General features: G+C 41.1%; 13 protein-coding genes. 5 read left to right on the forward strand and 8 right to left on the reverse strand.

Annotated elements, in window-relative coordinates; genetic code table 11:
- Positions 1-7 precede the first annotated feature (7 nt).
- The 6 genes from OLM56_RS02320 to OLM56_RS02345 are packed head-to-tail and all read right to left on the reverse strand — an operon-like array spanning position 8 to position 5,140.
- Positions 8-310, reverse strand: coding sequence for a hypothetical protein (locus OLM56_RS02320; protein ID WP_121375460.1), 303 nt, complete (start codon positions 308-310; stop codon positions 8-10).
- A 55-nt stretch (positions 311-365) separates the two neighbouring features.
- Positions 366-1,316, reverse strand: a complete 951-nt coding sequence (locus OLM56_RS02325) for a lipid A deacylase LpxR family protein (RefSeq protein WP_264528178.1) — start codon at positions 1,314-1,316, stop codon at positions 366-368.
- 2 nt (positions 1,317-1,318) lie between these two features.
- On the reverse strand, positions 1,319-1,996 hold the full coding sequence (gene mtgA / locus OLM56_RS02330; protein ID WP_264528179.1) for a monofunctional biosynthetic peptidoglycan transglycosylase: 678 nt from the start codon (positions 1,994-1,996) through the stop codon (positions 1,319-1,321).
- A 30-nt stretch (positions 1,997-2,026) separates the two neighbouring features.
- Positions 2,027-3,151 (reverse strand): NAD(P)/FAD-dependent oxidoreductase, encoded by a 1,125-nt coding sequence (locus tag OLM56_RS02335; protein ID WP_264528180.1) that lies wholly within the window; start codon positions 3,149-3,151, stop codon positions 2,027-2,029.
- Between the two features lie 37 nt (positions 3,152-3,188).
- Complete coding sequence (locus OLM56_RS02340; protein WP_121375464.1) at positions 3,189-3,887, reverse strand: DedA family protein; 699 nt, start codon at positions 3,885-3,887, stop codon at positions 3,189-3,191.
- Between the two features lie 2 nt (positions 3,888-3,889).
- A complete protein-coding gene (locus OLM56_RS02345; protein WP_182492946.1) occupies positions 3,890-5,140 on the reverse strand; it encodes a dicarboxylate/amino acid:cation symporter in 1,251 nt (416 codons plus the stop codon).
- Between the two features lie 258 nt (positions 5,141-5,398).
- Here OLM56_RS02345 and OLM56_RS02350 point away from each other — a divergent pair, with 258 nt between their 5' ends.
- Entirely contained in the window at positions 5,399-9,007 is a 3,609-nt protein-coding gene (locus tag OLM56_RS02350) for a reprolysin-like metallopeptidase (RefSeq protein WP_264528181.1), read from the forward strand.
- A gap of 115 nt (positions 9,008-9,122) precedes the next feature.
- Positions 9,123-11,024 (forward strand): alpha/beta hydrolase family protein, encoded by a 1,902-nt coding sequence (locus OLM56_RS02355; protein ID WP_264528182.1) that lies wholly within the window; start codon positions 9,123-9,125, stop codon positions 11,022-11,024.
- Positions 11,025-11,059: 35 nt separating this feature from the next.
- Here OLM56_RS02355 and OLM56_RS02360 read toward each other — a convergent pair whose 3' ends face one another.
- Both OLM56_RS02360 and OLM56_RS02365 read right to left on the reverse strand, forming a co-directional pair.
- Positions 11,060-11,782, reverse strand: coding sequence for a tetratricopeptide repeat protein (locus OLM56_RS02360; RefSeq protein WP_264528183.1), 723 nt, complete (start codon positions 11,780-11,782; stop codon positions 11,060-11,062).
- Between the two features lie 4 nt (positions 11,783-11,786).
- Positions 11,787-12,368, reverse strand: a complete 582-nt coding sequence (locus OLM56_RS02365; protein ID WP_264528184.1) for an RNA polymerase sigma factor — start codon at positions 12,366-12,368, stop codon at positions 11,787-11,789.
- A 194-nt stretch (positions 12,369-12,562) separates the two neighbouring features.
- Here OLM56_RS02365 and OLM56_RS02370 point away from each other — a divergent pair, with 194 nt between their 5' ends.
- From OLM56_RS02370 to OLM56_RS02380, 3 genes are all read left to right on the forward strand, one after another.
- Positions 12,563-13,003: a hypothetical protein gene (locus OLM56_RS02370; protein WP_264528185.1), complete on the forward strand. Its 441-nt coding sequence runs from the start codon at positions 12,563-12,565 to the stop codon at positions 13,001-13,003.
- Between the two features lie 52 nt (positions 13,004-13,055).
- Positions 13,056-13,655: a hypothetical protein gene (locus tag OLM56_RS02375; protein ID WP_264528186.1), complete on the forward strand. Its 600-nt coding sequence runs from the start codon at positions 13,056-13,058 to the stop codon at positions 13,653-13,655.
- Positions 13,656-13,718: 63 nt separating this feature from the next.
- Positions 13,719-14,684 carry a hypothetical protein gene (locus OLM56_RS02380; protein WP_264528187.1) on the forward strand — a complete coding sequence of 322 codons (966 nt, stop codon included), beginning with the start codon at positions 13,719-13,721 and terminating at the stop codon, positions 14,682-14,684.
- The last annotated feature ends 63 nt before the right edge of the window (positions 14,685-14,747 follow it).

A 14,747-nucleotide genomic window follows, 5' to 3' on the forward strand; every position in this document is an offset into this window, starting at 1 on the left:
AGACTGTCTATTTCAGCGAAAGCTTCTGCAGCAGTTCTTCCGAAATATCATCGATATACATTCCGTAAGAAGTAACTAAAATACCTTTTACACCATCTTTCGATTCGATACCATAAACCGTAGATTCTTCATCGGGATTGGTATCGCCTTCGTAGCGGTAGATTTCGGTAATCTCAAAATCGTCGGTGTGGTATTTGCTTGAATTGGCACTCAAGAAACTGCCTTCTATATTAAAATCGACCATAAATCCGGCATCACGGAGCTGTTTTATGGCCTCAAGGACTGTAGCGTATTTGTATTTAGCACTCATTGGAAAAAAGTTTTGGTTGTGTTCTTAAAGTTAAGAAAAATATCGATGCCTAGAATTAATACAGCAAATAAGTCGCGCCAATAGAACCATAAAAATAATTTTCTATCCTGTCATTACGCAGTTCCTTGCTTCGGAATACAAACAGATAATGAAGGTTCCAGTGGTCTTTTCGGTATCGAAAACCGGCCTCGCCATTAAAACGCAGCGGTACGAGATCAAACGTAACTGGACTGTCGTCATTGAAAAGTTTCCCTTGTATTGTAGCATCATAAACTTGGAGATTCAAGCTTGGGTTGATGTAAAAATAAAACTCCGACTGTTCTTTATATTTCGCTTTATCAGAATTTAGCGAAGCACCGTACAATCCCGAATCATAAATAGGAAGCAACTTCTTTTTGAAGCTGATTCGTGCCAACGGCCCTACAGAAATTCCAGTAAAAACCGTCCCTAAATTGGCTTCGCCTTGCACATGAAAATCAATTTTGTCAGCTGGCTTCGTGCCTAACTTTTTAGAATAGAACAGGCCTCCTTGTATAGCTATTCCATTATGGATTTGGTAGTTCCATCCTTGTACATCTTTATAGCCAAAAGCTTTATGAAATAATTTCTGAAAACCTTCTGCCTGCGAATTCGGACCGATTACGCCCAACTGCGTGCTGAATTTTAATACAGATTCGCTTTGGTAGAATTTTGCAAATCCGGCTTCGGCAAAAAGATAGCCCGCAAACGGACGGTCGTGTTTTGAAATCGAAGCGGCTTCGACGGTATGTGGATTATAAATGTATTGCCCAATTCGGAACTCAGTAGTTCTTTTATTTATCTTGGGATTTTCGTTCTCATTCAGGTATCGGTAGAAAATTTCGATTCCGTTGGTATAATATTGATCGTTGACGGTAGATGTGAACAAATCGTTATCAATAACGAGACCTATTTCCCCAGAATGCTCTTGCGCAAAAAGCGGCAACGTAAAAATCAGGAACAAAAACAGGGGAAATTTTTGGCGCATAATCAATAGTCTAATTTGACATAGCTCATGTGCTTCATGATTCTGCCTTTTCTTCTTTCTGTATACGATGAGGAGTTGGTCGCTTTAAATTTTCTCGGGTTGGGAAGAATGGCGGCGATTCCGGCAGCTTCTCTTTTTGATACCTGCGAAGCATCTTTTCGGTACCAATGCTGCGACGCAGCCTGTACGCCATAAACGCCATCGCCCATTTCAATGCTGTTGAGATATACTTCCATGATACGCTCTTTGCCCCAGAAGATTTCAATCAATACGGTAAAATAAGCTTCGAGCCCTTTTCTCAAATAGCTTCTTCCTTGCCAGAGGAAAACATTTTTTGCGGTCTGCTGTGAGATAGTACTCCCGCCTTTTAGTTTTCTTCCTTTGGAATTGTTTTTATAGGCTTTCTGCAATGCTTTGAAATCAAAACCATTATGACTTAAGAATGTTCCGTCTTCACTGGCAATTACGGCTTTTTGGTAGTTTATGGAAATATCTTCAAGCGGCACCCAGTCGTGACTGCAAGTCATTTCCTTTCCAGCTTGTTTTTGCTCTAGGGCACGAATGGCCATCAAAGGTGTAAATGGAACAGGTACAAATTTGAAAAGAATGACAAAAAAGATGGAAATTCCGAAGAACCAAAGCGCGCATTTCCACAAAAACCTGAATATTTTTTTCAACATAGTCTAAAAAAGAATCTTATAAATTTTAAATTATTCTGTAGCAAGATCAGCCAATTCTTGTCCGATCAAGCTTCCGATGGCCACACCCATTCCGCCAAGTCGCACGCCACAACTCACATGCTGCGACAGTTTTTCGACAATCGGTTTTTTGCTGGAACCCATTCCCATAATGCCGCTCCAGCGATGTTCGATCTTGAAATCACGGTCAGGCAAAATTACTTCTTTTAAAATTTCTTCGAGTTTATTTTGTATTAAATCTGTCTGTCCGAATTCGGAAGTCGTTTCTCCTTCAATATCAAGGTTTCTCGCACCGCCAAACAAGATTCGGTCGCCAAAGTTTCGGAAATAATAATAACCTCTGTCGATATGGAAAGTTCCTTTAATGTCCAAATTGGGTATCGGTTCTGTAATTAATACTTGCGCTCTGGCAGGTTTTACGGCGCCTTGGGTTAATTTTTCCGCAAATCCGTTGGTCGCAAACAATAGCTTTTTTGTTCGGAAATCAAAATCGTCGGTAGTCACTTGCACACCTTCTGAAGTTTCATGATAGGCTGTCACATTTTGCTTATTCAGGATGAGAATACCCGCTGCAATAGCTTGTTTTAACAATGCCTCCATCATATTTCCGGTATCAATCTGACCTTCAAACGGATTAAAAATCAGGTATTCTTCTATACCACCGAAATTGAATCGGTCGATTTCTTTCGCAAAAACATCGGCTTTGAAAAGCGGTTTGAGCACATCATTTATAAAAGGAATCTTTTGAAGGCATTCATTGTAATGACTTTCGGAATTTTTGAGAAAAAGTTCGTAACCGCCATATAATTTGTAGTCGATGGCTGCATCGCCTAATCGTTTTCTGAGAAGCTGCAGTCCTTGCCAGCGTTTCTGGATCAGCTGGATGACTTCTTCTTCAGAATGGTTGCGAAGGTCGTCAATAATTTCGGAAATACTTCCAAAACAAGCAAATCCGGCATTCTTGGTACTCGCTCCTTGAGGCAGAAATCCTTTTTCTAAGACCAGTATCTTGCTGTCCGGGAATTTCTCGCGGAGCCGTAAAGCAGCGTGTAGGCCTACGATGCCACTTCCGACAATAGTAAAGTCTACATTTGAAAACCAGTTTTTCAGCTCCCAGTAGCTTAAATTCGCTTTCATTTCCTTGGTTTTTAAGGATAGTATTTCGTCTAGACAGCTATGCTTCTTCTTGACCGTCTTTTGGTCCGGTTCTTTTCTTTAGGTAATTGATTACGAGCGGAACGGTTGTTATGGCGACGATGCCTAAGACAATAAATTCGATGTGCGCTTTCAGGTCGATTCCAAATTTGGTAAGGAAGAGATCGTAAAGATAATGCCCTGCAAAGATGAGCGTAAATGCCCATAGGAATGAACTGACAATATTATAGAACATGAATTTCTTCTTTTCCATCGACACGATTCCTGCCACGATCGGTGCAAAAGTCCTGATGATAGGAACGAAACGCGCAAAGATGATGGCCCGCCCGCCGTGCTTTTCAAAAAAGATCCTAGATTCGATCAAATATTTTTTCTTGAACCAGAAGGTGTCTTTTTTGTTGTAAAGGTAATAGCCGCTTTTAGAGCCGAACCAATATCCAAAAGTATTGCCGATGATTCCTGCCGCCGCAATCATGGTTGACAAAACGACTAGGTTTATAAAATCACTTTCGATCGTAAAAAGTGTTGAAGTCAGCTCAGTACTGTAAATTCCGGCAAGAAACAGCAAGCTGTCTCCTGGAAGAAAGAACCCTGCAAAGAGCCCCGTTTCAGCAAATACGATAAACAAGACAACGTAGATTCCAATCGGAACGCCGCTGACTTTTAGGTTGATATAAAATTCAGGATTTAATAATTGCGTCCATTCAAAGCTTTCCATGGTTATGCTATTTCTTGTGTTATTGTTTCTGGCTCAGATTCCCATTTGTCTACAGCAGTTGTTGCCAATGCATTGCCCAGCACGTTTGTCATGCTTCTTGCCATATCGCAGAAATGGTCAATTGGCAAAATCAAGGCGATCCCTTCTGGCGGAATTCCAAACATGGCACAGGTTGCCACGACAACGATGAGCGAGGCACGAGGCACGCCCGCAACTCCTTTACTTGTCAGCATCAGTACTAAAAGCATCGTTAGTTGTTCTCCTAGAGACATATCCACTCCGTAGACTTGAGCGATAAAAATACTGGCGAAAGTCATATACATCATGCTTCCGTCAAGGTTGAAGGAATAGCCTAAAGGCAGCGTAAAAGAAACAATCTTGCTTTTGCAGCCGAAACGCTCTAATTCTTCCACTAATTTTGGAAAAACGGCTTCGCTGGAAGTGGTAGAAAAAGCAATAAGCAAAGGGCTTTTGATTCTCTTGAGCAATGTCCAAAGTCGGTTGCCAAGGATAAAATAACCAACCAAAAGAAGCAACGCCCAAAGGACTAGAATTCCGATAGCAAAATCGACCAAATATTTGGCATATAGACTAAAAATTTCAAAACCGTAATTTGCAACGGCAGCGGCAACAGCGCCAAAAACTCCTAACGGAGCTACCCACATGATGTAGGTTACCATTTTTAGGATGACATGCGAAACAATGTCGAGCGACTTGATAATCGGATTACCGAGCTTGCCCATTGATGAAAGCGCAACTCCAAAAAGAATCGCGAAGATTACGATTTGCAATATTTCGTTGGTCGCCATGGCCTCGATGACACTCTTTGGCACGACATGGGTAACGAATTGTTCTAAAGAAAAAGACTTGGTATTTTTTAGCAGATCGTCAGCTGTAGAAAGGTCATCCATTTTTATGGATGTCCCTTTGCCAGGCTTCAGCCAGTTCACAAGCACCAAACCTACGGATAGCGACACTAATGATGCGGTGATAAACCATGCCATGGCTTTAGCTCCTACTCTTCCGACCATTTTCATATCGCCCATTTTAGCAATTCCAACCACTAAAGTCGAAAATACCAAGGGAGCAATAATCATCTGGACGAGCCTGATAAAAATCGTTCCTAGAAGTTTTATATTTTTTGCAAAATCTGCTTTTCCTTCTGGATATTGATAATGGACATAAGCGCCCAAAGCAACTCCGAGAACCAAAGCAATGATGATTGCTGCAAATAGTCTATTGTTGTTTTTCAAACCGTAATTATTTTAGTTCGTGAAAATAGTTATATTTTTTGACTCCTATTTGAATAGTGAATAAAATCTTAATTTTTTAGAACACAAAAGCTTCCTACGCGACTAAAATCTCGTTATTTTAAATTACAAATAATTCAACAATAACAATGCTTTACAGTTATATTTATATATTTTTAATCTTTTTTTTGATTAAAAATCACAATATAAATAAAATTATCATACATTTGATATAACCAAATTTAACCAACCTACTAATTTATGAAACACGCTCTACTATCAGTAGCCTTCTTGGCTATGACTGGTTTTTCGTTTGCGCAGAATGGAAAATCACTCTGGAAAGCATCAGCTCCAAAAAGCGATCTCGCCATTTTTGAAAACCGGATGCCGCTTCCCACAAAAAATTTATTTGAACTGGATTTGTCTTCTTTGAAAAACCAACTGACAAAAGCACCGCTTCGGAACAGCTATAAACAGACTTCAAATGTTATCATCGCTATTCCAACAGCCGACGGTGCATCAGAACGATTCCGAATCTACGATCTGCCTATCATGGATCCGGAACTGGCAGCACGCTATCCAGAAATCAAATCTTATGCAGGACAAGGAATCGACGACCCGACTGCGACAATCTATTTCAGCGTCTCTCCGCTTGGCTTTCAAGGAATGAAATTAGCGGCAGACAAACCGGCTGAGTTTATCGAGCCGTATTCCAAAGACCTCAGCACTTACTCTGTCTACAAGAGAACGGACAAGAGAATGGCTTTCACCAAATTTGAATGTGAAGTCATGGATCATGTAAAAGGCCAGATGAATTCTGACCTTGCCTTGCGTCCTAATGCAGACGATAGCACATTGAGGACTTACAGGCTGGCCATGTCTGTTACCGGAGAATACACGTCCTATCATGGAGGTACCAAAGCCCTTGCTCTAGCGGCTATCAATAATACCATGACACGTGTCAACGGCGTATTTGAAAAAGATTTCGGAGTCCGAATGGTACTTATTTCCAATACAGACGCGGTAATCTATACCAACGCTTCGACCGATCCTTATGGCAGCACCGATGCCAATTACAATTCGCAACTACAGTCTACCTTGACGAGCGTAATCGGAAACGCGAATTACGATATCGGGCACTTGATGTCAGCCATTGGAAACAACGGAAATGCAGGCTGTATCGGCTGCGTATGCGCTTCTGGGAAAGGCAGCGGCTTTACGACAAGCACAGTTCCAATTGGCGATAATTTCGACATCGACTTTGTGGCTCACGAAATGGGACATCAATTTGGAGCCAACCATACGTTTACTTTCAGCAATGAGGGAACTGGCGTACAAAACGAGCCTGGAAGCGGAACCACTATCATGGGGTATGCTGGAATTACAGGCGCTACAGATGTACAGCCTCATAGCGACCCGTTCTTTCATGCCGTAAGCATCCAACAGGTGACTAATTATGTAAAAACAACTTCTTGCCAGACCAATACGGCAACCGGAAATGCGGTACCGACAGCCAATGCAGGAGCAGATTATACAGTTCCAAAAGGAACTCCTTTCTTATTGACCGGTTCTGGAACGGATGCTAACGGCGATACTTTGACGTATTGCTGGGAGCAGATGAATTCAGGAACTTCAAGCACCACCTACCCGAGCGCGACAGCCACTTCGGGACCAGCTTTTCGCTCTTTTGTACCTTCAACATCAGGCACACGCTATTTTCCAAGACTAGAAACCATTAAAACTGGCGCAACAACTTGGCAATGGGAAGCCGTTCCAAACGTAGCAAGAACTCTAAATTTCAGATTAACAGTTAGAGACAACAGAGCGGGCGGTCCTGCAAACAATAGCGACGATATGATTGTTACCGTAAACGGAACAGCAGGGCCTTTTGTCCTTACAGCACCAAACACAGCCGTATCTTGGGCATCTGGAACCTCCCAAACCGTGACATGGAACGTCGCAGGAACAACTGCAAATGGCGTAAATGCAGCAAACGTGGACATCTTGCTATCGACCGATGGCGGAAACACCTATCCTATCACTTTGTTAGCAGGAACTCCAAATGACGGAACTCAGGCGATTACCGTTCCGAATAATCCTGGCACGCAAAATAGAATCATGGTCAAAGGATCCAACCATATCTTCTTTGATATTTCCAATACCAATTTTACAATTACTACCGGATCGGGAGATGTAACAGCTCCGACAGCGCCTACAAGCTTAGCCGCTTCTGGAACGACTCAAACAGGAACCAACTTGTCTTGGACAGCTTCTACCGATAATGTTGCCGTTACAGGTTATGAGGTATACCAAAATGGCGTACTGAAAACTACCGTAACTACAACGACCTATGCCGTAACCGGATTGACGCCATCTACAGCTTATACTTTTTATGTAAAAGCTAAAGATGCGGCTGGCAACTTATCAGCTTCTAGCAACACGGTAAATGTGACTACTTTGGCTGGAACCGCAACCTATTGTGCTTCAAAAGGAAATAGCGTTGCTGACGAATACATTGGAAGAGTACAGTTAGGAACCATCAACAATGCTTCGACAGGAGGAACAGGTTATTCTGACTTTACATCTATTTCTACCAATTTGAGCAAAGGAACAGCCTATACAATTACCGTAACGCCAACTTGGACGGGAACAACTTACGCAGAAGGTGTTGCTGTTTGGATTGACTATAATGGCGACAGCGATTTTGACGATACAGGAGAATTAGTCTGGAGCAGAGCTGCTTCTACAGCAACTCCAGCAAGCGGTTCGTTTACGGTTCCAGCAACAGCTGCAACAGGCGCAACGCGAATGAGAGTTTCCTTGAAATACAATGCAGTACCAACAGCGTGTGAAGCTTTCTCTTATGGAGAAGTAGAAGACTATACCGTAAACATTCAGGCTGGGACTGCCGACACTACAGCTCCGACAGCACCTACAAGTTTAGTGGCTTCGGGAACTACACAGACAGCCACGAACTTATCTTGGACAGCTTCAACCGACAATGTTGCCGTCACTGGATATGAAGTCTATCAAGATGGTGTTTTAAGAACTACCGTAACCACAACATCCTATGCAGTAACTGGATTGACAGCGGCAACTGCATACACTTTTTCTGTAAAAGCTAAAGATGCGGCAGGAAATAGTTCGGCTTCAAGCAATAGCGTGAACGTAACTACCTTATCGACTTCGGTTTCGTATTGCGCTTCGCAAGGAAACAGCGTAGCTGACGAAAAAATCGGGCGCGTGCAATTCGGAACCATCGACAATCCTTCGACTGGAGGAACGGGATATACTGATTTCACTTCGATTTCTACTAATGCGACTAGAGGAACTTCGTATACGATTACCATCACGCCATCATGGACAAGTTCTGTTTACAGCGAAGGGTATTCTGTTTGGATTGATTATAACAAAGACGGCGATTTCACCGATGCTGGAGAACAAGTTTGGACAAAAACGGCTTCGACAACAACACCTGTGAGCGGCAGCTTTACAATTCCTGCTAGTGCCACTTTAGGTGCAACCCGCATGAGAGTTTCTATGAAATACAATGCCGTGCCGACTGCCTGTGAAGCCTTTTCATACGGCCAAGTAGAAGATTATACGGTAAACATTGTGTCTACAGGAAGAGAAGAAAGCATCGCACAGGCGGAGATCAAATTATATCCAAATCCTGCTTCTTCGGTAATCAATCTAACTTCGGTTTCTGAAAAAGCGAGCTTCAGAATCGTAAACATGTTAGGACAAGAAGTCATGAGAGGAAAAATTCAAGATGGAACTATCGCTGTTTCTTCTTTGACTGACGGAAATTATATTGTTGAGATTAATGATAACGAAAACGTGACTGTAAAACGTTTCATCAAAAAGTAATTCATTTTTCATTTTAGCAAAAGGCCGTCTTTTCAGACGGCCTTTTTTATTGAAACATCCGCTGTATTTGAATAAATGATTACCTTTAAGCCTTTATTTTTAACAGCATTCACAAATGAAAAAAATTCTTTTTTTAACCATTAGTATGATCGGATTAAATGCAGCCGCACAAAACGTAATGACGCCAGAATTGCTTTGGCAGCTCGGAAGAGTCAGTCCGCTTGGCATCTCAAAAGACGGAAAAAACATCATCTACAAAGTTTCAATTCCTTCGGTAGAAGAAAATAAATCAAATTCTAAATTTTACAGCATACCCGTTTCAGGCGGCAATGCCACCGAAGTTGCAGAATATGCCTCGTTACTAAATGACAAAAACATGTCTCCTGACGGCAAGCTTTTATTGGCAAGCAAAGAAGTAAAAGTCGGGAAAGTCTTAGGAAAAGATTATTATCCTGCTTTAGAAAAATCTGAAGTACAAGTTTATGATGGATTGGATTATCGTCATTGGGACACTTGGAATGACGGCACGCACAATCATGTGGTTTTTTCTCCTGTAAATGATAAAGAAAACTTCACCGATATTATGAAGGACGAGCCTTATGATTCACCTCAAAAACCATTTGGTGGCGATGAAGATTATACTTGGTCCCGCGATGGAAAAAGCATTGTGTATGTTTCGAAAAAACTAGAAGGAACCGCGTATGCTACTTCTACAAATACAAACTTGTACCAATACGATTTAGCTACAAAAACAACCAAAAACCTAACGGAAAGCAATCCGGGTTATGATACCGCTCCGCAATTTTCTCCGAATGGCGACTTGACGTGGTTGCAGATGAAACGCGATGGTTATGAAGCTGACAAAAATGATATTATCGTACGTTTCAAAGGCATGGACATCAACCTGACTTCGGGCTGGGATGGAACTGTTGACAGCTTTACTTGGAGTGCCGATGGGAAAAAAGTATATTTTTTAGCACCGATCAACGGTACCAAACAATTATTTGAGGTAAATTTTCCGGGATTGACTCGAATTGCTATAACCGTAAGACAGCTTACCGATGGTGATTTTGACGTGACCGATATTGTAGGTTTTTCTGGAGATAAGGCTATCGTGGCAAGAACCGACTTCAATCATGCAGCAGAAATCTTTTCTTACGATTTGAAGAAAAAAACATGGAACCAAATTACAAAAGTAAACGATGCTGCTTATTCGAAAATAGCCTTGAGCAAATTCGAAAAACGTTATGTTACGACAACTGACGGAAAGAAAATGCTGGTTTGGGTAGTGCTTCCTCCCAATTTTGACAAGAACAAAAAATATCCAACACTTTTATATTGCCAAGGCGGACCGCAATCTGCATTGACACAATTTTATTCTTTTAGATGGAACTTTCAGGTTATGGCGGCGCAAGGTTATATTGTCGTAGCGCCAAACCGAAGAGGAATGCAAGGTCATGGCGTTGCCTGGAACGAGCAGATCAGCAAAGACTGGGGCGGCCAAGTAATGGACGACTACCTTTCTGCTATTGACGATGTTTCAAAAGAAAGCTATGTGGACAAAGCAAGGCTGGGCGCTATTGGCGCAAGCTACGGAGGCTACTCTGTGTTCTATTTAGCTGGAATCCACAAAAAAAGATTCAAGACTTTCATAGCACACTGTGGCGTTTTCAACCTGCAAAGCATGTACGGAACCACGGAAGAAGTATTTTTCACGAACTGGGATTCTGGCGGTGCTTATTGGGAAGCAAACAACGCAGCGGCGCAAAAGACTTATTCTCAATTCAACCCGATCAATAACGTGAGCAAATGGGATACTCCTATTTTGATTTTCCAAGGAGGAAAAGATTATAGGGTGCCGATCGGGCAAGGACAGGAAGCTTTCCAAGCCGCACAATTGCAAGGCATCAAGAGCAGGTTCATTCTGTTTCCAGATGAAAATCACTGGGTACTAAAACCTCAGAATGCACAAGTTTGGCAGAAAGAATTTTTTAGATGGTTGAAAGAAACTTTATAACAAAAAATCCCCGCTCTTCGCGGGGATTTTTTTATCTAATCTAATTCTTTTAATAATTCCTGAGCCTTATCATAATCTTCGGAATCTTCTGGAATTTGACGCAATAATGACTTGCATTCCTCCATATTTTTCTGTTTTAATTCAGACAAAGCAGAATACCAGATTGCCTTATTTTTATAGACAGAAGTGCCATGCTGGATTTCATTCAGAAGCATTTCTGCTTTCACGTAATTATCCGTTTCTATCAAAGCAATAGCATAAAAATATTGATGTTCTGGATTGTCTAGATTCTGTATTTTCTGAAAAGAAACCACTGCTTTTCCGTATTCTTTTTTATTAAAGAAATCTTGGGCGTTTTTCAGGTTTTTGTCAGCATCGCCTCTTTCAACAAAAGACGCATTTTCATGCTGGTCATAATCGCCGTATTCCGGACTTGGGCCTTTCATAAAAATCCAAGTCCCCAAAAGAATCACTACCGAAGCCGCCGCTGCATAATACCAAGGCTTAAAGGAAATAACTTTAGTTTCTTCTTCTTCCTCCGAAAAATAATCTTTCGAAACCGACGCCAAATTATTTTTGAAATCTTGGGTTTCGGCAGAAAATTTATGCTCCAAAAAAGCCGATGTTTCTTTATACAGCTCAAAGCTTTCCCTGAATTGAGAATCATCCTGAAGCTTTGATTCAAAATCCAATCGCTCTTCTGTCGACATTTCGTTATTGAGATAGCTTTCAAAGCTATTGTATGCCTCTTCATTCATGGCGTTATTTTTTTAGCGATTTATACCTATTCGACTGCTGAATCATTTCTGTAAGCTGTCCTGTGCAGAGAGATTTTTTCTTCCTTACATAGCCGTACGTCACGTTTAGCTGCTGTGCTACTTCTTCCATGGTTTTTAAGACAAAACTAAGCTTGAGAACCTCTTGGCACTTTTCTCCGAGCTTTTGGAACATTTCGTCAAACAAGGACTGTTTTTCATCAAAAGCTTCTGCTTGCAGGATCAGCTCGTGAACTGATTCGCTTATAGATAGAGTATCGTCTTTGATTGTTACCCCTTTGTTTGAAGATTTTTTCAATTCATTTAGCCAGCGTCTTTTGCAAAGCAAGAAAAAATACGCATCAAACGGACACGTGAGCTGAAGTCCCTTAGTTTTTGCTTGGTTATAAATAGCTATTAAAACTTCCTGGATTACATCAGCTGCAGCGTCATCATCGCCACTATTCGTCCGGATGTAGTTCTTGACTTTTGGCGCAAACTTTTTATAGATAGACTGGATGACTGCCGAATCGTTTTGCAGCAAACCCTCTATGTAGAATTGGTCAGAATGAGTATTCTTTTCGGTCATAACTGCCTTATTTACTGCTAATGTAGAAAAAATAGAAACACAAGGGTAACAAATTTTCAGCAATGAGTATATAGGAATATAAAGTTCATCAAATACTGTTTTAAAAATTCCCAATCAAGGGTAACAATTTAAAAAGCATTTTGATATAACGGTATAAATCGAAATTTAAACACAACATTAAAAATTTAGAAATCATGAAAAAGTCCATCTTAACATTAGCAATGATAGCATTATCGATAAGCGCAAATGCTACTGAAGTAAAAACTGCTGCAAGAACAAAAAATGCAACAGAAATTACAAAAGACAGAATCGTAACCGTTTACGACTGGAGCGTAAAAACAGACCAAGGAAGTTATTCAGGCACTGCCCTATCGCTAGAAAAAGCAGAAAACAGGATTGCCCTGGCAGCTGCCGGTGAAATCATCCTCGACAAAAAAATCGAAAGCTATTACCAAGTAGCCGAAGAAATTTCGAGCCCAACCTTGCGATTGTATTTCTGGGAAGTGGAAACCACCAATGGGACCGCAAAAGGATTTTCAAGTTCCGAAGGACATGCCTTAAAAATGATCCAGCTTGTCAGCACCAGCGAAATTCTTACCTATAAGATTATCCGAAGCGCAGAATTTGAACGATAATTTATGATAACAGCTTTACGCAGTAACTAAAAACAACAAAAAACACTTAATTATGAAAACACACATCAAAAAAATCGGACTCTTATTAGTAGCCGTAGTTGCAACACTAAGCTGCAACAATGACGACAACCAAAACCAAGGCGGAGGTTGCAGCACGGCCAATTCAGAATTCAGCCAGCTTTATGCAGCCACATTAGCAAGCAATTCCTCGTTTACTGATGTGACAACAATGGATCTTCTGACACACGAATACACTTTTGAAGTAAACACCAACGAGACCGTCTGCTCTATTGGCTACCAAGGAAATGCAAATCTTTATGCCGCCAGTATTCCTTATCTGATTGAAATTGTAGACAACACTACCAATTTGACTATCTATAGCGGTAACCATGTTTTCGATTCTGCCCAAACAGAATATGTGTCGATAACGCCAACAAACCTCACAGCCGGAACTTCGTATACGTTAAAAAGAACGGTGACAAATTATCTAGGAAACATTGGGAATACGGTCGGCAGACTTTTACGATTCAACGGACCGAGTCCTTATCCAGTATCAAATGCCGCAATCACGATCACTTCTTCGGATTTCTATGGTACGGGAGGCCCTGTTCCAGATTTCGGAATTCCGTATATCGATATTATTTTTCAATAAAAGGGTAACAATCTAAAACCAGAATTGATATAACAATAACTAACACATAAAATATTAGAAATCATGAAAACAAATTTTAAAAAAATCGGACAATTGTTTTTACTAGGAATACTTGTAGCGAGCTGCAGCAAAAATGACGACGGCGATTCGCCAGACTATGTGCCATCAGCATCTGCCTTCGCAGCTTTAAGAGAAGAGGCCCTAGACACGCAGACTTTTACATTTAACGCTGAAGATGGCGCTACAACTTTCACAACGGCAAATGGCGTTCAGTTCACCATAAACGGAAACTGCCTGACACAAAATGGAAATCCCATAACAGGACAAGTCGTAGTCGAATATGCTGAATTATTTAATCCTGGAACAATGCTGGTGACTAACAAGCCAACCATGGGAAGAATGCCAAACGGCGACATGTCTTTATTAATTTCGGGAGGAGAATTCTACATCAATGCGACAAAAAACGGACAACAGCTTGCTATTTCTTGTCCAATGCAAGTTATCATTCCTGCAAACCTGACTGGAGGTGCTGATACCGGAATGTCTTTATGGGATGGAACAATCGATGAAGACGGCAACTTGGAATGGGATGAGCAAGATCGTGCGAATGGAGAAAATGGTGTTTTTGTAGAAGGCCCAAACTATTATGCGTACTTCAGCAGCTTTGGATGGACCAATGTCGACCGTTTTTATAGCGATCCAAGACCGAAAACAACCATTCTGGCAGAAGCTCCAACGGGATATAATTTTGAAAACAGTGCTATCTACCTGCACTATGATGGCGAAGGAAGTTCTTTAGCAAAATTAGATACTTTCAACCCGACAACAAATCAGTTTTCTGAGCACTACGGACAAATTCCTGTCGGTCTTGAATGTCATGTGATTTTTGTGACCGAAGATAATAGCCAGTGGAGATACGCTATCAAATCCGTTACAATTGCCGCAAATGATGTGTATGTATTTACGCTAGCTGAAACAACAGTCGGGACAGAAGCTCAGTTAATCGCAGCGATTAACGCCCTTCCATAAAATAATTAATATAATCTTAACAAAAGTGATGACAACTTCATCACTTTTTTTTACATTTATAAT

The organism is Flavobacterium sp. N2550, from assembly GCF_025947265.1.
GTDB lineage: Bacteria > Bacteroidota > Bacteroidia > Flavobacteriales > Flavobacteriaceae > Flavobacterium > Flavobacterium endophyticum.